Origin of the sequence: Pseudomonas aeruginosa (assembly GCF_001457615.1) — a bacterium.
Classification (GTDB): Bacteria; Pseudomonadota; Gammaproteobacteria; order Pseudomonadales; family Pseudomonadaceae; genus Pseudomonas; species Pseudomonas aeruginosa.
On record NZ_LN831024.1, the window covers coordinates 1097023 to 1116992 of the forward strand.

Consider the following 19970-nt stretch of genomic DNA (forward strand, 5'->3'; position numbering starts at 1 on the left):
CTGGCTCAGGGCTTCCAGCGTCGCAGGAGCAGGGCGTTGCCGACCACGCTGACGCTGGAGAAGGCCATCGCCGCGCCCGCCACCATCGGGTTGAGCAGGCCGAAGGCCGCCAGCGGGATGCCGATCACGTTGTAGATGAAGGCCCAGAACAGGTTCTGGCGGATCTTCGCGTAGGTCCGCCGCGAGATGTCCAGCGCCGCCGGCACCAGGCGCGGGTCGCCGCGCATCAGGGTGATGCCGGCGGCGTGCATGGCCACGTCGGTGCCGCCACCCATGGCGATGCCGACGTCGGCAGCGGCCAGCGCCGGGGCGTCGTTGATGCCGTCGCCGACCATCGCCACCACCCGGCCCCGGCCTTTCAGCTCGGCGACCGTGGCGGCCTTGTCCGCCGGCAGCACTTCCGCGTGTACGTCGTCGATGCCCAGGGCCTTGGCCACCACCGCCGCGCTGCCGCGGTTGTCGCCGGTGATCAGGTGGCTGTGGATATCCCGTCCGCGCAGGGCCTCCACCGCTTCGGCGGCGCCGTCCTTGAGGCTGTCGCCGAAGGCGAACAGGCCGAGCACGCGTTTCTCCGGAGCCAGTTCCAGCAGCCAGGACAGGGTGCGGCCCTCGGCCTCCCAGTCCGCGGCGGCACTCGCCAGCGCGCCGGGCTTGAGTTCCTGCTCGTCGAGCAGGCGGCGGTTGCCCAAGGCCAGCCGCCGACCCTCGACCTCGCCCTGGATGCCGCGACCGCTGAGGGCCTGGCTGGCGTTCACCGGCGGAACCTCCAGGTCGCGCTCGGCGCAGCGCTCGAGCACGGCCTTGGCCAGCGGGTGCTCGCTGCCGCGTTGCAGAGCGCCGGCGAGCCTGAGCAGTTGCTCCTGGTCGTCGCCGCCGAGGTGGATGATCTGCGGTCGCCCGGAGGTCAGGGTGCCGGTCTTGTCGAAGGCCACGCTGGTGACCGCATGGGCGACTTCCAGGGACTCTGCGTCCTTGATCAGGATGCCGTGGCGCGCGGCCACGCCGGTGCCGGCCATGATCGCGGTCGGGGTGGCCAGGCCGAGGGCGCAGGGGCAGGCGATCACCAGCACCGCCACGGCGTTAACCAGGGCCTGCTCCAGGCCGACCCCGGCGACCAGCCAGGCGCCGAGGGTGACCAGCGCGATGAGGATCACCACCGGGACGAAGACCTGGCTGACCTTGTCCACCAGCTTCTGGATCGGCGCCTTGGCGGCCTGGGCGTCTTCCACCAGGCGGATGATCTTCGCCAGCACCGTTTCCCCGCCGAGCGCAGTGGTGCGCAGGAGCAGGCGGCCTTCGCCGTTGATCGCGCCGCCGGTGACCTTGTCGCCGGGAGCCTTGGGCACCGGCAGGCTCTCGCCGGTGATCAGCGCCTCGTCGGCGTGGCTGCTGCCGTCGAGCACCTCGCCGTCCACCGGGAAGCGTTCGCCGGGACGCACCACCACCTCGTCGCCGAGGCGCAACTCGGCGATCGCCACCTCTTCCTCGCGACCGTCGCGCAGGCGCACCGCGCGCTCCGGGCGCAACGCCTCGAGGGCGCGGATGGCGCTGGCGGTCTGGCGCTTGGCGCGGCTTTCCAGGTACTTGCCGAGGAGGATCAGGGCGATCACCACGGTGGAGGCTTCGAAGTAGAGGTGCGGCATGTGGCCGGGCGGGGCGGTCAGCCAGAGGTAGACGCTGAGGCCGTAGCCGGCGCTGGTGCCGAGGGCGACCAGCAGGTCCATGTTGCCGGCGCCGGCCTTCACCGCGCGCCAGGCGGAGACATAGAAGCGCGCGCCGATGACGAACTGCACCGGGGTCGCCAGGAGGAACTGTGCCCACGGCGGCAGCATCCAGTGCAGGCCGGCCCATTCCACCAGCATCGGCAGCACCAGCGGCAACGCCAGCACCAGCGCGGCGATAACCCACCAGCGTTCGCGGCGCAGGCGGCGCTCGGCATCGTCCTGGCGTGGTTGCCCCGCGTCGAGCAGGCGGGCCTTGTAGCCGGCCTGTTCCACCGCCTGCAGCAAGGCCTGGCTGTCCACTGCGCCGAGCAACTCGAGGTGGGCGCGCTCGCTGGCCAGGTTGACGCTGACCTCGCGTACGCCGGGCACCTTCTTCAGCGCCCGCTCGACCCGGCCGACGCAACTGGCGCAGGTCATGCCCTCGATGGACAGTTCCAGGCTGCGCGCCGGAACCTGGTAGCCGGCCTGCTCGACCGCCGCCACCAGGGCCGGCAGGCTGTCCGCCGGGGCCTGTACGCGGGCCTGCTCGCTGGCCAGGTTGACCGAGGCGGCCGCGACCCCGGGCACTTTCTTCAGGGCTCGTTCGACACGGCCGGCGCAGGACGCGCAAGTCATGCCGCTGACCGGCAGATCGAGCTCGGTTAGCGTGGCGCTGTTCATGAGTCCTCCTTGGAATGGACAGAAGTGGCACCGCAGGCGCCCTGGGAGGCGCCGGTGAGATCTGTCGCCAGGTTCAGCCTTGACATCGTGTCAAGGTCAAGCCCCGGATTCATACAGGAAGGCGGCGCAGGGCGCAGTGGCGGCTTTATGTCGCAGGGGCAGGGGCAGGGGGAATGGCGCTGGAAAACCGTTGCGGCACGGAAAAGCGGAGGGTTTTCACAGGGGTGGGACCGATAACACTAGACCTCGCGAAGGGCTGCGCCAAGGTATTTCGTCGCTTGCGGAAAAAAAACCTGCTGATGACGAAAAGTACTTTTTACCGTCATATTTTTTGCGGTATTTGTGGAACCGTAGACCGCCGAACCCTGCAGCACAGGTGGCGGCCCCGGCCCTCACCTCTGCTGTCAGGCTCTCCCCACCGGAAGAGAGAAGGCGGCTCGCCCCCCGGCGGAGCGCCGACCCGGCATTCCGTCGCCAGGCCCTTAGCAGAAGGTGATCGCGTATGGATGACCACGGACGTTCCCGCCCCACCCAGCCCACCCTGTACGTCCTCGATACCAATGTCCTGATCCACGATCCGAATGCCCTGTTGAACTTCCAGGAACACCGCGTCGCGATCCCGATGACGGTGCTCGAAGAGCTGGACAAGCTGAAGACCGGAAAGCACACCATCGCCGCCGAGTGCCGCCAGGCCATCCGCCTGATCGACCAGGTACTCGGCGAGGCCACGCCCGAGCAGGTAGAGGGAGGGGTACCGATCCAGCGTGGCAAGAACGGCCCCAGCGGCAGCCTGTCGATCCTCATGAGCAAGCGTGCCGAGCCCATCACCTGGCTGCCGGAGCACCTCAACGACAACAAGATCATCAACCAGTTGGTCGAGCTGAAGAGCCGCCACAGCGGCGTGCGCGTGGTGCTGGTGACCAAGGACATCAACATGCGCCTGAAGGCGCGCGCCTGCGGGGTGGACGCGGAGGACTACCACACCGACCAGTTGATCGACGACGTGGCCCTGCTGTCGCGCGGCTACCATTCCCTCGCCGGCTCTTTCTGGGACCGCGTGAGCAAGGTCGAGACCCGCCAGGACCACGGCCGTACCTGGCATCGCGTGCAGCTCACCGACAACCTGCCGGCGGTGCACATCAACGAGTTCATCGTCGACGAACAGGGCTTCGTCGGCTGGATCAAGGGCATCCAGCAGGACGAGCTGACCATCCTCGACCTGCACCAGGAGCCGCTCCTGCACCAGGAAGCCTGGGGCCTGCGGCCACGCGACGTGTACCAGTCGCTGGCGCTGTACGCGCTGCTCGACCCGGACATCCACCTGGTCAACCTGTCCGGTGCCGCCGGTTCCGGCAAGACCATCCTGGCGCTCGCCGCGGCCATCGAGCAGACCATGGTCAGCAAGCGCTACCGGCGCATCATCGCCACCCGCAGCGTGCAGGGCCTGGACGAGGACATCGGCTTCCTGCCCGGCACCGAGGCGGAAAAGATGGAGCCCTGGCTCGGCGCCATCACCGACAACCTCGAAGCGCTGCACATGGACGACGAATGCACCCATGGCAGCGTCGACTACATCCTCAGCAAGGTGCCGTTGCAGTTCAAGTCGCTGAACTACATCCGCGGGCGCAGCTTCCAGCAGAGCCTGATCCTCATCGACGAATGCCAGAACCTCACGCCGCACCAGATGAAGACCATCATCACCCGCGCCGGCAGCGGTTCGAAGGTGATCTGCCTGGGCAACCTGGCGCAGATCGACACGCCCTACCTGTCCGCCACCAGCTCCGGCCTGACCTACCTCACCGAACGCTTCAAGGACTTCCCCCACGGCGTGCACGTGACCCTGCAAGGGGTGCCGCGCTCGGTGCTGGCGGAGTACGCCGAGGCGCACATGTGAAGTAGCCGGCGGCAATCGCCGGCCGATATCCCGCCCGGTTGAAAAAGCCGGGCGGGATATACATCCTGCCAGGCCCGGTCCGGGGACCGGGCCCGCATCGTTACCCGATCGGGATGAGGCGCCTTGCGCCGGCCTGCCCTACCTCTTTATGTATACAATCATCCCCCTTCCGAACCTCCCCCAGGCATCGCGTCATGCCTTCCAGGGCTTACAATGACTGGCCAGTATCCTCTTCCAGGAGCACCCACGTGCTGACCCATCTCGATTCCCAGGGCCGCGCCAACATGGTCGACGTCACGGAAAAGGCCGTGACCTCCCGTGAAGCCACGGCCGAGGCCGTGGTGCGCATGCGCCCGGAAACCCTGCAACTGATCCAGGACGGCGGCCATCCCAAGGGCGACGTCTTCGCCGTGGCGCGGATCGCCGGCATCCAGGCGGCCAAGCGCACCCACGAACTGATCCCGCTGTGCCATCCGTTGTTGCTCACCAGCGTCAAGCTCGAACTGCAGGCCGAGGCGCCGGACGCCGTGCGCATCCGCGCGCGTTGCCGGCTGGCCGGGCAGACCGGCGTGGAGATGGAGGCGCTCACCGCCGCCAGCGTCGCGGCCCTGACCATCTACGACATGTGCAAGGCGGTGGACCGCGGGATGGTCATCGAGCAGGTCCAGTTGCTGGAGAAGCTCGGCGGCAAGAGCGGCCACTACCGCAAAGAGGAGGAAGGGCAGGCATGATCCGCGTGCAGTATTTCGCCCGTTACCGCGAAGCCCTAGGCATCGACGGCGAGCAGTTGAACTGGGACGCCGGGCTGGCGACCCTCGGCGCCTTGCGCCAGCTCCTGGTGGAGCGCGGCGGGGCCTGGGAGCGTACCCTCGGCGAGCAGAACCTGATGTGTGCGCGCAATCAGGAACTGTGCGGCCTCGACGAGCCGTTGCAGGACGGCGACGAAGTCGCCTTCTTCCCCACCGTCACCGGAGGTTGAACCCATGGCCATCCGCGTCCAGCAGGCCGCTTTCGATCCGGGGCAGGAGCTTAACGCCCTGCATGCGCAGAACGTCGGCATCGGCGCGGTGGTCGGCTTCGTCGGCTACGTGCGCGACTTCAACGACGGTCGCGAGGTCGGCGGGATGTTCCTCGAACATTATCCGGGCATGACCGAGAAGGCCCTCGGCAAGATCGCCGCCGAGGCCGGGCAGCGCTGGCCGCTGCTGCGCCTGGAGATCCTCCACCGCATCGGCCGCCTGGAGCCGGGCGAGCCGATCGTCTTCGTCGGTTGCGCCAGCGCCCACCGGCAGGCGGCGTTCGACGCCTGCAACTTCGTCATGGACTACCTGAAGACCCGCGCGCCGTTCTGGAAGAAGGAAGACACCGCCGAAGGCCCGCGCTGGGTCGAAGGCCGCTGCAGCGACCAGGCCGCCGCGCAGCGCTGGGAGGAGTGACGTCTACCTCCTCGCGCCGCCGGCTTACCTCTTCGGAGGAATAGCCAGCCGGGGGCCCGCGGTTCAGGCTGAGGCATCGCCCGTTCCTAGGACCCCTTCCATGAGCCACCTGGCCACCTCCACCTTCCAGCCGCTGAACATCGCCATCCTCACCGTCAGCGACACCCGTACCCTGGAAACCGATACTTCCGGCCAGACCCTCGCCGACGCGCTGCTGGCCGCCGGTCATCGCCTGCACCAGCGGAGCCTGAAGACCGATGACATCTACCAGATCCGCGCGGTGGTCTCGGCCTGGATCGCCGACCCCGAGGTACAGGTCGGCCTGATCACCGGCGGCACCGGCTTCACCGCGCGGGACAACACCCCGCAGGCGGTCGGGCCGCTGTTCGAGCGCGATGTCGAGGGCTTCGGCGAACTGTTCCGCCAGGTCTCGCAGCGCGAGATCGGCACTTCCACCATCCAGTCGCGGGCGCTGGCCGGGCTCAGCAACGGTACCCTGGTGTGCTGCCTGCCCGGCTCGCCGGGCGCCTGTCGCACCGCCTGGAACGAGATTCTCCTGGCGCAACTGGACAGCCGCACCCGCCCGTGCAATTTCGTCCCGCACCTGAAGACCCCGCCAGCCGTGGCGCCGGTGGCCGGCTGCGGGTGCCGCTCGTGAGCGCTTGCGCCTGCGATGGCGGCCAACTGCGCCCGCTCGACGAGGCGCTGGCCGAACTGCTGGCGCGCGCGCCGCGCCCGCCAGCCTGCGAGAGCCTGGCCCTGGAGCGGGCGCTGGGACGAGTGCTCGGCGAGGACCTGCTGGCGCCGATGGACCTGCCGCATTGGGACAACAGCGCGATGGACGGCTACGCCTTGTGCTCCGCCGACCTGCCGCGCAGCGGCGGCAGCCTGACGGTCGGCGCGCGGATCGCCGCCGGCGACACCCGCGGCATGAGCCTGCCGCTGGGCCAGGCGGCGCGGATCTTCACCGGCGCGCCGCTGCCGACCGGCGCCGACTGCGTGGTGCCGCAGGAACTCTGCGTGGTCGACGGCGAGCGCGTGCAGTTGCCGCCGGTGAGCGCCGGCCAGCATGTGCGCCGGCGCGGCGAGGAGTTGCGTCGCGGCGCGCCGGTGCTGCGTGCCGGACAGCGCTTGCGCCCGCAGGAACTCGGCCTGCTGGCGAGTCTCGGCGTCGCCACGGTCTCGGTGCGTCGGCGCTTGCGCATCGGCCTGCTGAGCAGCGGCGACGAATTGCGCGAGCCCGGCCAGACACTGTTGGCCGGGCAGATCTACAACGCCAACCGTTACTGCATCGGCGCCTTGCTGCGCGGTCTCGGCTTCGAGGTGCACGACGAGGAAGTGCTGGCCGACGAACTGGTGGCCAGCCGCGATGCGCTCAGCCTGGCGGCCTCCGAATGGGACGCGCTGGTCACCAGCGGCGGTGTCTCGGTAGGCGAGGAAGACCACCTCAAGCGCGCCATCGCCGAGCTTGGCGAGGTCAACCTGTGGCGCCTGGCGATCCAGCCGGGCAAGCCGTTCGCCTTCGGCTCCGTGGCCGGCAAGCCCTGGCTGGGGCTGCCCGGCAACCCTGCGGCGGCGCTGGTCACCGCATTACTGGTGGCGCGTCCGTTCCTGCTTCGCCAGCAGGGACTGTTCGACGTAGTGCCGCGGCCGCTGGCGTTGCCGGCGGCCTTCGACTGGCCGCAACCGCGGGCGCGTCGCCAGTACCTGCGGGCGCGGCTCGATGAACGGGGGCGGGTGGAAATCCACCCGCAGCAGGGCTCGGCGATGCTGCTTGCCGCCAGTTGGGCGGACGGGCTGGCGGTGATCGAGCGCGGCGCCACCCTGGGCGTGGGTGATGCGATCGACTTTCTGCCGTTCTCCGCACTGATGGCCTGAGGCCTTCTTGATCCCGGTCAAGCGCCGACCGGGAGCGTCTTTCTAGAGTGTGGCGCCTGTGCCCCGGGGTTGCCCACTGCCGCGGAGCGCGTTTTTCGCCAGAGGAGCAACCCCATGCAACTGGTCTGTCCGGCGGGCAGCCTGCCCGCCTTGAAGTCGGCCCTGCGACAGGGCGCCGATGCCATCTACGTCGGTTTCCGCGACGACACCAACGCCCGCCATTTCGCCGGCCTCAACCTTGACGAACGCCAGTTGCAGGAAGGCCTGCGGCGAGTCCACGAGGCCGGGCGGCAGCTCTACGTAGCGGTCAACACCTATTCCAGCGCGCAGGGCTGGGAGCGCTGGCAGCGCGCGGTGGACCAGGCCGCCGACCTCGGCGTCGATGCGTTGATCGCCGCCGACGTGGCGGTGCTCGGCTATGCCGCGAAGCGTCATCCGCGGCTCAACCTGCATCTGTCGGTGCAGGGCTCGGCAACCAATGCCGCGGCCCTGGCCCTCTATCACGAACGCTACGGCATCCGTCGCGCGGTCCTGCCCCGCGTGCTATCGCTGGCGCAGGTACGCCAGGTGGCGGCCGGTAGCCCGGTGCCGGTGGAGGTGTTCGCCTTCGGCAGCCTGTGCATCATGGCCGAGGGCCGCTGCCACCTGTCCTCCTACGTCACCGGCGAGTCGCCGAACCTCTGCGGCGTCTGTTCGCCGGCCAGGGCGGTGCGCTGGAGCGAGGAACCGGAGGGGTTGACCTCGCGCCTCAACGAAGTGCTCATCGACCGCTACGCCGCCGGCGAGGCGGCCGGCTACCCGACCCTCTGCAAGGGCCGTTTCCTGGTCAATGGCCAGCGCTTCCATGCGCTGGAGGAACCGACCAGCCTGAACACCCTGGACCTGGTCCCGCAGCTGGCGGAAATCGGCGTGGCGGCGGTGAAGATCGAAGGCCGCCAGCGCAGCCCGGCCTACGTCGAGCAGGTCACCCGGGTCTGGCGCCAGGCGCTGGACAGCTACGCCAGCGCGCCGGGCGCCTATAGCGTGCAGCCGCAATGGCAGCGCGCGCTGGCCGGACTTTCCGAAGGGCACCAGACCACCCTGGGCGCCTATCACCGTTCCTGGCAGTGAGGACCGCCGCGATGAAACTGAGCCTGGGACCGCTGCTGTTCTACTGGGACAAGCGGCAGATATTCGATTTCTACGCCGAGATGGCCAGCCAGCCGCTCGACGTCATCTACCTCGGCGAGACCGTCTGCGCCAAGCGCCGGGCGCTGTCCCTGAATGACTGGCAGGCGCTGGCCCGCGAGCTGGCGCAGGCGACCCGTGCCGAGCTGGTGCTCTCCGGGCTGGCGCTGATCGAGGCCGCTTCGGAGCTGTCCAGCCTGCGCCGGCTATGCGAGAACGGCGAACTCCGGGTCGAGGCCAACGACATGGCCGCCGTCTATTACCTCAGCCAGCGCGGCGTGCCCTTTGTCGGCGGTCCGGCGCTGAACCTCTACAACGGTCATGCCCTGGCCGAACTGTATTCCTGGGGTATGCGCCGCTGGATTCCGCCGGTGGAAGTCTCCGGCAAGCTGCTGCGCGGGGTGCTCGACCAGGCTGCGCAGCTGGGCCTGGAGCAATTGCAGACCGAGGTCTTCGCCTACGGTCACCTGCCGCTGGCCTACTCGGCGCGCTGCTTCACCGCGCGGGCGGAGAACCGGCCCAAGGACGACTGCCAGTTCTGCTGCCAGCAGTATCCCGAAGGTATCCCGCTGCTCAGCCAGGAGGGCGAGGCGCTGTTCACCCTCAACGGCATCCAGACCATGTCCGGCAAGGTCAGCAACCTGCTGGCCGACTACCGCTCGCTGGAACATAGCGGCGCCGACCTGCTACGCCTGAGTCCTCGGGCGCAGGGCATGGCCGAGGTGATCGCGGCCTTCGACCGGGTACGCAAGGGTGCCGCTCCGCCGCTCGCTGTGGAAGGCTGCAACGGCTACTGGCACGGCCGGCCGGGGATGCTGCGGGCAGAGGAGGCAGGGCTATGCTGAACCGCCAACGCCTGCTCCTCGGCGTCGCCGGACGCCTGTTGCCGCTGGCGGCGAAGGTTCCGCGCGGGCTCCAGCACCTGGTCCTGCAACGGGTCGCCAACCGGCTGTTCGCCCAGCCGCTGGAGGAGGGCGCCTTCGACCTGCTGGAAGGTCGCTGGCTGCGCCTGGAAGTCAGGGACCTCGGCGTCGGCTGGTGCGTCACCCGGGTGCCCGGCGGCCTGCGCCTGGTCGAACGGCCACGGGCCAGCGTGACCATCCGTGGCGACTGGCGCGACTTCCTGCTGCTGGCCAGCCGGCATGAGGACCCGGATACCCTGTTCTTCCGCCGCCGCCTGGTGATCGAGGGCGACACCGAGCTGGGCCTGGCGGTCAAGAACCTCCTCGACAGCCTCGACCCGGAGCACCTGCCGCCCTGGTTGTGGAACGCCGTGGAACGGGCCGGGCGGGCAGTGCAGGAGGAGCGCGGCGAGGCGCCCCAGGGGCCGGTCCAGGGCGCGCGGGGCGGCTGAGGTCGGTGGAAAGGGGCGTATAGCGACGCCAATGTCGCTGGGCGCGCCCCTCCGATTGGGTGTATTCCCTGAAGCCTGAAACTCACTGAAGCTCTTTTCAGCGAGGCAACGCCCGGTTCGTTGCCGCATGGGCGGCGCGGAGCGAATGGGCGTTTCCCCTGACCAAACGGATAGCCTGTCTGTCCCCGTAACGCCCCTGTCAACTTGCCCCGGTAAACCGGACCTTCGTGAAGCCTGCGGAGAACTCCGGTATGAGTGGGATGGACCTCAAGCGCCGCCGCGTCGTGCAAGGCCTGGGCGCTGGACTGCTGTTGCCGGCGCTGGGCGCGCCGGCGGTGATCGCCTCGCCCAGGGCGCGGCCGAAGCTGACCGATGGCGTGCAATCCGGCGATGTGCAGGGCGACCGCGCGCTGGTCTGGAGCCGCACCGACCGCCCGGCGCGGATGATCGTCGAATGGGACACCCGTAGCGTCTTCAGCGAGCCGCGTCGGCTGGTCTCGCCGGTCACCGACGAGCGCCTCGACTACACCGCGCGCATCGACCTGCGTGGCCTGCCGGCCGACCAGTCGATCTTCTACCGGGTGCGCTTCGAGGATGCCCGCGACGGCAGCCTGAGCAAGCCCTGGTTCGGCCACCTGCGCAGTGCGCCGAGCGAGGCGCGCAATATCCGTTTCGTCTGGAGCGGCGACACCTGCGGGCAAGGTTTCGGGATCAATCCGGATATCGGCGGCATGCGTATCTACGAAGCCATGCGCCGGCGCCAGCCGGATTTCTTCCTGCACAGCGGCGACACCATCTATGCCGATGGGCCGATCCCCGAGCGCATCGAGACCGAGAGCGGGCGCATCTGGCGCAACCGGGTGACCGAGGCCAAGAGCAAGGTCGCCGAGACCCTCGACGAGTTCCGCGGCAACTACCGCTACAACCTGCTCGACGACAACCTGCGCCGCTTCAACGCCGAGGTGCCGCAGATCTGGCAATGGGATGACCACGAGACCACCAACAACTGGTCCTCCAGCAAGCAGCTCGACGAGCGCTACCAGGTGAAGGACATCGACGTGCTGGCGGCCCGTGCACGCCAGGCGTTCCTCGAATACGCGCCGCTGCGCTTCCAGCGCCAGGGGCGCGACGGGCGGATCTACCGCAAGGTCGCCTACGGCCCTTTGCTCGACGTGTTCGTCCTCGACATGCGCAGCTACCGCGGCGGCAACAGCGCCAACCTGCAGGCGCGGCGCAGCGCCGCCACCGATTTCCTCGGCCGTGAACAGTTGCAATGGCTCAAGCGCGAGTTGCGCGGTTCGCGCGCGCAGTGGAAGGTGATCGCCGCCGACATGCCGATCGGCCTCTGCGTGCCCGATGGCAAGGACGCCCAGGGCCGCGACCGCTGGGAGGCCATCGCCAACGGCAACGACGGCGCCGCCCTCGGCCGCGAGCTGGAGATCGCCGACCTGCTGCGCTTCGTCCAGCGCGCCGAGGTGCGCAACACCGTCTGGCTGACCGCCGACGTGCATTACTGCGCAGCCCACCACTACAGCCCGGAGCGCGCCGCGTTCAAGGACTTCGCGCCGTTCTGGGAGTTCGTCGCCGGGCCTCTCAATGCCGGTAGTTTCGGACCCAACGCGCTGGATGGCACGTTCGGCCCGCAGGTGATGTTCCAGAAGGCCCCGCTGGTCCAGAACAGTTCCCCCTTCGCCGGCTACCAGTTCTTCGGCGAGGTGGAGATCGATGCGCAAAGCCGCGCGCTCACCGTCACCCTGCGCGACCTCGACGGCGAGCCGGTGTTTTCCCAGGAACTGCAGCCCGACGGCGCCTGAGCCGCGGCGACCCCATTCCGATAAAGGAGTATCCCGATGCACCCCTTGCGTAACGCCGCCCTGCTGGGCGGCCTGGCCCTGCTGGGCCTGCCGGTGGCCAACGCCGCCGAGCTGATCATCTCCGAGTATGTCGAAGGCAGCGGCAACAACAAGGCGCTGGAGTTCTACAACAGCGGCAGCCAGGTCCTCGACCTCTCCGCCTACCGCGTCGAGTTCTATTTCAACGGCGCCAGCGCGGCGGGCCGCAGCATCGACCTGAGCGGCAGCCTGGCGCCGGGCAAGACCTTCGTCCTCGCCAACGGCGTGGCCGACCCGGCGTTGCTGGCGCTGGCCAGCCAGCGGGTGGAAGGCAGCTGGTTCAATGGCAACGATGCGGTGCTGCTGCGCCGGCGCAGCGGCGAGATCCTCGACAGCCTCGGCCAGGTCGGCTTCAACCCCGGCACGACCTGGGGCAGCGGCGATGTGCAGACCCTCGACCGGAGCCTGGTGCGCAAGGCCGACATCCGCGACGGCGACAGCGATCCCAGCGACGCCTTCGACCCGGCGGCGCAATGGCTGGGCTACCCGCGCGACACCTTCGCCAACCTCGGCCAGCATGGCGCTGGCGAGCCCGGCGGCGGCGAGGAGGCCGGCCTGCGACCGATCCACGAGGTGCAGGGCGCCGGCGCCGAAAGTCCGCTGGTGAACCAGCGGGTCGCCATCGAGGGCGTGGTGGTCGGCGACTTCCAGAACGCCAGCGAGCTGAAGGGCTTCTACGTGCAGCAGGAAGATGCCACGGTGGACGGCGACCCGGCGACCTCCGAAGGCATCTTCGTCTACGACGGCGGCAACGGCAGCGACGTCAAGCTCGGCGACCGCGTCCGGGTGACCGGCCAGGTCCGCGAGTTCAACGGCCTCACCGAACTGGTCGGGCCGCTGCAGGTCAGCGTCCTGGCGAGCGGCGTGGCCTTGCCGACGCCGGCCGGCATCAGCCTGCCGCTGGCCAGCGCCGATGCGCTGGAGCGCTACGAAGGCATGCGCGTGCAGCTCCGCCAGACGCTGACCGTCAACGAGGTCTACAACCTCGGCCGCTACGGCGAGGTCCTGCTGTCCTCCGGCGGCCGCCAGATGACTCCGACCAACGTGGTGGCTCCCGGCGAACAGGCCAAGGCCATGCAGGCGCGCAACGACCTCGACCGGATTCTCCTCGACGACGGCCGCAGCGGGCAGAACCCCGACCCGATCCGCTACCCGGCACCGGAACTGAGCGCCTACAACAGCCTGCGCGTCGGCGACCGTACCAGCGCCATCGACGGCGTGCTCGACTACTCGGCCGGCAGCTACCGTATCCAGCCGTTGCAGACGCCGACCTTCGAGGCAGCCAATCCGCGTCCGGCCCAGCCGGCGGTGGAAGGGCGCCTGCGGGTGGCCAGCTTCAACGTGCTCAACTACTTCAACGGCGATGGCAAGGGCGGCGGTTTCCCCACCTCGCGCGGAGCCAACACGGCCGAGGAGTTCCAACGGCAGAAAGCGAAGATCGTCGCGGCGATCCTCGCCTCGAAGGCGGACATCGTCGGCCTGATGGAGATCGAGAACGACGGCTACGGCGAGTTCAGCGCCATCGCCGACCTGGTCAACGGCCTCAACGCCAGCCTACCCCAGGGCCAGCGCTATGCCTTCGTCAACCCGAACCGGGCGAAGCTGGGCAGCGACGAAATTGCCGTGGGGCTGATCTATCGCGGCGACAAGGTCCGCACCTATCGATCCGCGGCGGTGCTCGACAGTTCGGTGAACCCGGAGTTCGACGACACCCGCAACCGTCCGACCCTGGCCCAGACCTTCCAGGAGATCAATGGCGGCGAACGCCTGACCATCGCGGTGAACCACCTGAAGTCGAAGGGCTCGGCCTGCGACGGCGACCCGGACACCGGCGACGGCCAGGGCAACTGCAACCTGACCCGGGCGCGCGCCGCCCAGGCCCTGGTGGACTGGCTGGCGGGCGATCCGACGGGCGCCAAGGAGCCTGATCGCCTGATCATCGGCGACCTCAATTCCTATGCCAAGGAAGACCCGGTGAACGTCATCCGCAGCGCCGGCTACACCGACCTGGTGGCGCGTCAGGCGGGCGCAGGAAAGGGCTATTCCTACGTGTTCTCCGGGCAGTCCGGCTACCTTGACCACGCCCTCGCCAACGCCAGCCTGGCGCGCCAGGTACGCGGCGCGGTGGAGTGGCACATCAACGCCGACGAGCCCCGGGTGCTGGACTACAACGTCGAGTTCAAGACCCCTCGGCAGCAGGACAGCCTGTACAACGCCGAGCCGTACCGGGCCTCCGACCACGACCCGGTGGTGATCGGTATCGACCTGCGCCGGGTGGCGATGAAGAAGCACCGCAGGTAGGCAGCGGATAGCGCCCGTGGCGTTGGTCGCCATGCAGAAAGGCCACCCTCGGGTGGCCTTTCTGCATGGCACGTGGGCCTGTAGGGCGAATAACCGCTTGCGGTTATCCGCCGTTGTGGCGGGATCTCGGCGGATAACGCCGGTGGCGTATTCGCCCCACGGAACGCAGGCGGCTTTTGCTTCGTACGTCGTCAACCGCGCAGCGGCGGCAGGTAGCCCAGTTCCATCAGCTTGATGTCCGCTTCGCCGACGCGCTCGAAATGTTCGCGACGGGTTTCGTCCATCGGTTCGCGGCCGTTCAGCAGCAGGGTGCCACGGCCGGGAATGTCGACCAGCTCCGTAGCCGCCGGGAAGTCCGTGGCCCTTAGCGGATGCGGGCAGAAGCCGATCCAGCCGATGCTGCGGCGGTCCGGGAAGGTCCGCTGGTGTACGAAGTACGCATGCGGAGCGAGCATGCCCCAGGTCGTTTCGGGCCAGATTTCCAGCGCCGCGAGGAAGATCGCGACGAAGGAGGAAGCCGGTGCGTCGAACACTTGCAGCAGGCTGCCGGCATCTTCCAACTGGAGCCTGGACGAGACGGCCCTGCCGCTGGCCTCGTAGTCCAGCGACAACCCGCCCTTGAGCGGATCCTCCTCGCCGTTCCATAGCACCAGTTCCACCGCCCGGGTGCGTCGGTCACGCGACAGGGCCTTGGCGAGATCCTGGCGGTGCTCGGTGACGTTGTGGCTGAGGGCATCGCGCAGGGAGTCGCCGCACAGGTACCAGTTCTCCAGCACCGGATGGAGGGGCGCGAGGGCATCGAGGAAGCGCTCTATCCGTTGCAGGTGCTGGTCGTCGTCCAGTTCGAGGAGCCGTGCCGGATCGAAGTACAGCTCGAATATGTAGCGCCTGAAAGCCTTGGCGTCCGTCATGCGCAATACCCCGGGTTCTCTTCGCAAAACCTTTTCATCTCTTCCTGTTCCTTCGCGCGGGTTTCCTGGTAGTCGTCGTGCTCGTCCGTTCCCGGCATCGGATTCCAGAATGCCTTCAGGTTGGCCAGTCCCATGCGCAGGTACTCCGCGGCGCAGTACTCGTAGACGATCCGCTGCAGGAAGTGCCATTCGACGAACACCGGCGGGGTCGGTCGGGCCTTGTCGCTGTGGACCTCGGCCTTCTGCAGCAGGTCCGACTTCACCTTGGCCCGCGCCCAGGGCCTGGGCACGCCGAGCAGCGGGACGAACAGGAAGGCGTAGTTGGCCTTCGCCTCCAGCAGGGTGCAGCGCGGCTCGTCGAAGCCGTCCCACCAGGTGCCGCTCCAGAACCATTCGTGGGGAAACGGGAAATTGGTCACCCACTGCTGGTAGCGCGCGGACAGGTCCGACATGCTGTGGCCCTTGCCGTTATTGGCGATGGCCATTTCGCCCCGGGACGGCGGGCACTCCACGCAGTCCTTGTCGCGGCCCTGGCTCTTGCTGCAATCGCGCTCGGCTTCCCGGGTCCGGTCGCGGCTCAGCGTGCCGGTCTCGGTCCTGGGCAGGGTCTGCGGAACCGGCATCGGACGCGGTACCGGCCTGGGCAGCGCGCCGGGGCCGGTCGCGGCAGCGGGCGCGGCGCCGGCATCGGCAAGTGCGGCCGGGGCGGCGCGGGTAGTTCGAAGGGCAGCCGCGGACCCATGCGGGGCAGCGGTCGGAAAAGCGCGCCTATGCCGCTCATGCCGGTCTCCCCGAGGTTTCGTACGCGCGCCATTTCTGGCTGGCCAGGCGAAACTCGACGATCCGTTCGTAGTCCTGGAAGCGTTGTTCCGGGCTGTCCGCCAGCGGCCGGCGCATGTGTGCGAGAAACGCCGGCGTGTCCTGGAAAGCGGGGAAGGCCAGGCCGTGCAGAAGAAAGCGTTCGATCGTCCCGGGCTCTTCGATACCCAGTTCCAGCGCCGTCGCGCGCAGCTCGCCGAGTTGCCGGATGGCGGGCAGCAGGCCGCGTCGTTCGAGCCAGGCGGGAGCCTCCCGGCGTACCTCCAGCAGGACCCGCTCGATGACTTCGTCGTCGCGGACCCGCTGCAGGCGATCCAGTTGGCCGGCATCCAGTTCAAGCATCGGCGGTCCGCTCCGTTTCCCGGTCATAGACGAGATAGCCGCCCTGCAGGGGCTGCCAGACCTGCCAACGCTCCAGCGGCGCCATCACTTGCGTCCATTGCCGCGCGGTCATGACCTGTTCCAGCGCCCGGCGCACTTCCGGGCTGTAGTAGCGCAACAGCGCCCGGCGGCCGTCGGGCATGCGGGTGAAGAGCAGCCCGGCGAAGTGTTTCGCGAGGTTTTCGAAGGACGCCCGGCTCCACAGCCAGGAGGCCATGGGCGAGCGGCGGTCCCAGTCGCGCAGCCAGCCGAGGAACTCGCCCGATGACGAAAGCGGGGCGCTGTCCATGAATTCGATCAGGACCGGCCCGGCATGGGCGATTTCGTCCAGCTCGCTCCCGGCCAGCAGCCAGCGCGAGCGGATTTCCCCCGCGGCCTTTTCCAGGCGGGTGTCCAGGGTCAGGTAGCGGGCGCCGTCCGCCAGGGCGAACAGGCGGCTGTCCGGCGTAGGCGCCGCGAGCGCCGGCTGGAGCCGGCTCACGGTGCGCCGCCGAGGCTTTCCAGGGGCACCAGGGCCTGGTTGCGGCGTGCCGCCAGCAGCAGGCATTGCAGGCACAGCTTCGGTGGGGCGAGGGCGAGAGCGGGTGCGCCGCCGCCGCTGTTGCCGATCAGCACCGTGCCCGCCCCGCCGACCACCAGGTTGCCGTGGGTGCCGACGCTACCTACCACGGTGGCGGGCTTGCCGTTGATCAGTACGTTGGCGATGACGTTGGCGCTGAGGGTGGCGCCGCAGGCGGTGGCGTCGCCCTGGCGGGCAGCGGACCGATGGTCGAAGAAGACGTCGGGCGAGCCGCCGACGATCGGGTTGCTGCCGTGGCCCGGTAGCGGACACGCGGTCGGATCGCCCAGGCGCGCAGCGGGTTTGCCGCTCATGCTCAAGTCCCTATGAGATAAACCCTGGCACTCTGCCGTGCCACTCGGGGGCGGACAACCTATCTGAACTGCTCAGGAGGCACCTTCGGAAACGGCTTGGGCAACCGCGTCCTTGCCTGGTTGCGCTTGAAGGGATTTCCTACCTGGAAGTATCGTCACCCGCCTGCGAAAGGCGCAGGCGTACGGAGCGATGGCGCGATGGGGAGGGGAGCCTGGGAGGAGGGAAGGAGGCGTTTCGCACAGCGTCGCGTTCGCTTTGCCTGCGCAGGGGCTGTCCGCCGATACCGCGCTGGAGCGACGGATAGCCGCGATACGGTTATCCGCCCTGCGCCGAGACCGCCGCGGGAGGAGACAGGTAGGCTGTTCCTGGCTCCTCCCGTGCGATCAGTGATGCTCGCGCGTCGCGCGGAAGCGGATGTCCGGCCAGCGTTCTTCCATCAGGCTGAGGTTGACGCGGGTCGGTGCCAGGTAGGTGAGGTGCCCGCCGCCGTCCACGGAGAGGTTCTCGAAGGCCTTGTCCTTGAACTCCTTGAGCTTCTTCTCGTCGTCGCACTCGATCCAGCGTGCCGACCAGACGTTGATCGCCTCGTAGGCGCACTCGACCTTGTATTCCTCCTTCAGGCGGCTGGCGACCACGTCGAACTGCAGCACGCCCACCGCACCGAGGATGATGTCGTTGTTGCGCTCGGGGAAGAACACCTGGGTCGCACCTTCCTCGGCCAGTTCCTGCAGGCCCTGGCGCAACTGCTTGGATTTCAGCGGGTCTTTCAGGCGCACGCGGCGGAACAGTTCCGGGGCGAAGTGCGGGATGCCGGTGAAACCGAAGTTCTCGCCTTCGCTGAAGGTGTCGCCGATCTGGATGGTGCCGTGGTTGTGCAGGCCGATGATGTCGCCGGCATAGGCCTCTTCCAGTTGCTCGCGCTCGGAGGAGAAGAAGGTCAGCGCGTCGGCGATCTTCACGTCCTTGCCCAGGCGCACGTGGCGCATCTTCATGCCTTTCTCGTACTTGCCCGAGCAGATGCGCATGAAGGCGATGCGGTCGCGGTGCTTGGGATCCATGTTCGCCTGGATCTTGAACACGAAGCCGGAGAACTTCTCCTCGGTCGGCTCCACGCTGCGTTCGTGGGTGGCGCGCGACAGCGGCTGCGGCGCCCAGTCGACGATGCAGTCGAGGACCTGGTCGACGCCGAAGTTGCCCAGCGCGGTGCCGAAGAACACCGGGGTCATCTCGCCCTTGAGGAAGGCGTCCTTGTCGAATTCGTGGCAGGCGCCCTGCACCAGCTCCAGCTCCTCGACGAAATTGTCGTAGAGATCGCCGAGGTGGGCGCGGGCTTCGTCGGAGTCGAGCTTTTCGATGACCTTGGTCTCGACGCGCTCGTGGCCGTGGCCCGGGACGTAGACGATGATCCTGTCGTCGGCCAGGTGGTAGACGCCCTTGAAGTCCTTGTAGCAGCCGATCGGCCAGGTGATCGGCGCGGCCTTGATCTTCAGCACCGCCTCGATCTCGTCGAGCAGCTCGATGGGGTCGCGGATGTCGCGGTCGAGCTTGTTGATGAAGCTGACGATGGGCGTGTCGCGCAGCCGGCAGACTTCCATCAGGGCGATGGTCCGCGGTTCGACGCCCTTGCCGCCGTCGAGCACCATCAGCGCCGAGTCCACCGCGGTCAGGGTGCGGTAGGTGTCTTCGGAGAAGTCTTCGTGGCCGGGGGTGTCGAGCAGGTTGATCATGTGCTCGCGGTAGGGGAACTGCATCACCGAGGTGGTGATGGAGATGCCGCGCTGCTTTTCCATCTCCATCCAGTCGGACGTGGCGTGGCGGTCGGACTTGCGCGACTTCACGGTACCGGCGACGGCGATCGCCTTGCCCATCAGCAGGAGCTTCTCGGTGATGGTGGTCTTACCGGCGTCGGGGTGGGAAATGATCGCGAAGGTACGGCGCTTCGCGACTTCGGCGGCCTGAGTGGTCATGGATGCGTGCCTGCTGGAATCCGTTGGCGTGGGCGCGGGACGGCCCGGAAAAACGCGGGATTATAGCGGTAAAACGCGGCGCGTCGGGATGCCTGTCATCCGGCGATCGATGGAATTGCCGGTGGACAGCGAACTTGTCGCAGTCGTGCCGTTCCAAGCAGCCAGCGGCGGCCACCGCCGGATAGACTGCTTTCATTTCACCCGATCGAAGGAAATCACCATGAACGGAGTATCCAGACTGCTCTCCCTGGCCTTGCTGGGCGCGGCGCTGCACTGGGCGCCGGCGCAGGCCGAGGAGCAGCCGCGGCTGTTCGAACTGCTCGGCCAGCCCGGCTACAAGGCCACCTGGCATGCCATGTTCAAGGGCGAGAGCGACGTGCCGAAATGGGTTTCCGACGCCAGCGGCCCGAGTTCCCCGTCCACCAGCCTGAGCCTGGAGGGCCAGCCCTACGTCCTGGCCAACAGTTGCAAACCCCACGATTGCGGCAACAACCGCCTGCTGGTGGCGTTCCGCGGCGACAAGAGTGCCGCCTACGGGCTGCAGGTGAGCCTGCCGGACGAGCCCGCCGAAGTCATGCAGACGCCGAGCAAGTACGCCACCTATCGCTGGTACGGCGAACCCTCCAGGCAGGTCCGCGAGCTGCTGATGAAACAGTTGGAGAGCGATCCGAACTGGAAGTGACGCCGGGCCTGAGGGTAACCAGGCCCGGCG

18 protein-coding genes and 1 pseudogene are annotated in these 19970 nt (G+C 68.3%); 12 read left to right on the forward strand and 7 right to left on the reverse strand.

Annotation, left to right across the window (positions count from 1 at the left end):
• Nucleotides 1-5: 5 nt before the first annotated feature.
• Nucleotides 6-2384: a copper-translocating P-type ATPase CopA1 gene (copA1, locus tag AT700_RS05120; protein ID WP_048520799.1), complete on the reverse strand. Its 2379-nt coding sequence runs from the start codon at nt 2382-2384 to the stop codon at nt 6-8.
• 502 nt (nt 2385-2886) lie between these two features.
• Here copA1 and AT700_RS05125 point away from each other — a divergent pair.
• The 11 genes from AT700_RS05125 to AT700_RS05175 all read left to right on the forward strand — a co-directional run bounded on the left by AT700_RS05125 (nt 2887) and on the right by AT700_RS05175 (nt 14306).
• Nucleotides 2887-4278, forward strand: coding sequence for a PhoH family protein (locus tag AT700_RS05125; protein WP_003093038.1), 1392 nt, complete (start codon nt 2887-2889; stop codon nt 4276-4278).
• Nucleotides 4279-4526: 248 nt separating this feature from the next.
• Nucleotides 4527-5009: a cyclic pyranopterin monophosphate synthase MoaC gene (gene moaC, locus AT700_RS05130; RefSeq protein ID WP_003093030.1), complete on the forward strand. Its 483-nt coding sequence runs from the start codon at nt 4527-4529 to the stop codon at nt 5007-5009.
• Nucleotides 5006-5257: a molybdopterin converting factor subunit 1 gene (gene moaD, locus AT700_RS05135; RefSeq protein ID WP_003093027.1), complete on the forward strand. Its 252-nt coding sequence runs from the start codon at nt 5006-5008 to the stop codon at nt 5255-5257. Before moaC ends, moaD begins: the two co-directional genes overlap by 4 nt.
• 4 nt (nt 5258-5261) lie before the next feature.
• Nucleotides 5262-5714 carry a molybdopterin synthase catalytic subunit MoaE gene (gene moaE / locus AT700_RS05140; protein WP_003093025.1) on the forward strand — a complete coding sequence of 151 codons (453 nt, stop codon included), beginning with the start codon at nt 5262-5264 and terminating at the stop codon, nt 5712-5714.
• A gap of 100 nt (nt 5715-5814) precedes the next feature.
• Entirely contained in the window at nt 5815-6372 is a 558-nt protein-coding gene (moaB, locus tag AT700_RS05145) for a molybdenum cofactor biosynthesis protein B (protein WP_003093023.1), read from the forward strand.
• Nucleotides 6369-7592 carry a gephyrin-like molybdotransferase Glp gene (glp, locus tag AT700_RS05150; protein WP_003114306.1) on the forward strand — a complete coding sequence of 408 codons (1224 nt, stop codon included), beginning with the start codon at nt 6369-6371 and terminating at the stop codon, nt 7590-7592. Before moaB ends, glp begins: the two co-directional genes overlap by 4 nt.
• Nucleotides 7593-7706: 114 nt before the next feature.
• Nucleotides 7707-8702, forward strand: a complete 996-nt coding sequence (ubiU, locus tag AT700_RS05155; RefSeq protein ID WP_003093020.1) for a ubiquinone anaerobic biosynthesis protein UbiU — start codon at nt 7707-7709, stop codon at nt 8700-8702.
• Nucleotides 8703-8713: 11 nt separating this feature from the next.
• On the forward strand, nt 8714-9604 hold the full coding sequence (locus AT700_RS05160) for a U32 family peptidase (RefSeq protein WP_003093019.1): 891 nt from the start codon (nt 8714-8716) through the stop codon (nt 9602-9604).
• On the forward strand, nt 9598-10113 hold the full coding sequence (ubiT, locus tag AT700_RS05165; RefSeq protein WP_003104247.1) for a ubiquinone anaerobic biosynthesis accessory factor UbiT: 516 nt from the start codon (nt 9598-9600) through the stop codon (nt 10111-10113). Before AT700_RS05160 ends, ubiT begins: the two co-directional genes overlap by 7 nt.
• A gap of 251 nt (nt 10114-10364) precedes the next feature.
• Nucleotides 10365-11927, forward strand: coding sequence for an alkaline phosphatase D family protein (locus AT700_RS05170; RefSeq protein ID WP_003104245.1), 1563 nt, complete (start codon nt 10365-10367; stop codon nt 11925-11927).
• A gap of 36 nt (nt 11928-11963) precedes the next feature.
• Nucleotides 11964-14306, forward strand: a complete 2343-nt coding sequence (locus AT700_RS05175; RefSeq protein WP_003104243.1) for an endonuclease/exonuclease/phosphatase family protein — start codon at nt 11964-11966, stop codon at nt 14304-14306.
• 191 nt (nt 14307-14497) lie between these two features.
• Here the strand turns inward: AT700_RS05175 and tsiT are convergent, their stop codons facing one another.
• The 6 genes and pseudogenes from tsiT to AT700_RS05205 form a co-directional block, all read right to left on the reverse strand.
• Nucleotides 14498-15217: a type VI secretion system immunity protein TsiT gene (gene tsiT, locus AT700_RS05180; protein WP_003093015.1), complete on the reverse strand. Its 720-nt coding sequence runs from the start codon at nt 15215-15217 to the stop codon at nt 14498-14500.
• Nucleotides 15214-15998, reverse strand: a pseudogene (gene tseT / locus AT700_RS05185) (type VI secretion system effector protein TseT). Before tseT ends, tsiT begins: the two are co-directional and overlap by 4 nt.
• Entirely contained in the window at nt 15995-16378 is a 384-nt protein-coding gene (locus tag AT700_RS05190; RefSeq protein ID WP_003104238.1) for a hypothetical protein, read from the reverse strand. Before AT700_RS05190 ends, tseT begins: the two are co-directional and overlap by 4 nt.
• Nucleotides 16371-16898, reverse strand: a complete 528-nt coding sequence (locus tag AT700_RS05195) for a DUF4123 domain-containing protein (RefSeq protein WP_003104236.1) — start codon at nt 16896-16898, stop codon at nt 16371-16373. Before AT700_RS05195 ends, AT700_RS05190 begins: the two co-directional genes overlap by 8 nt.
• Nucleotides 16895-17290, reverse strand: a complete 396-nt coding sequence (locus tag AT700_RS05200; RefSeq protein ID WP_003093006.1) for a PAAR domain-containing protein — start codon at nt 17288-17290, stop codon at nt 16895-16897. The genes AT700_RS05195 and AT700_RS05200 overlap by 4 nt, the downstream gene beginning before the upstream one ends.
• A gap of 384 nt (nt 17291-17674) precedes the next feature.
• Nucleotides 17675-19258, reverse strand: a complete 1584-nt coding sequence (locus tag AT700_RS05205) for a peptide chain release factor 3 (RefSeq protein WP_048520800.1) — start codon at nt 19256-19258, stop codon at nt 17675-17677.
• Nucleotides 19259-19478: 220 nt separating this feature from the next.
• On the opposite strand from AT700_RS05205, the gene ivy reads away from it, so the two are divergent.
• Nucleotides 19479-19940, forward strand: coding sequence for a lysozyme inhibitor Ivy (gene ivy / locus AT700_RS05210; RefSeq protein ID WP_003093002.1), 462 nt, complete (start codon nt 19479-19481; stop codon nt 19938-19940).
• The last annotated feature ends 30 nt before the right edge of the window (nt 19941-19970 follow it).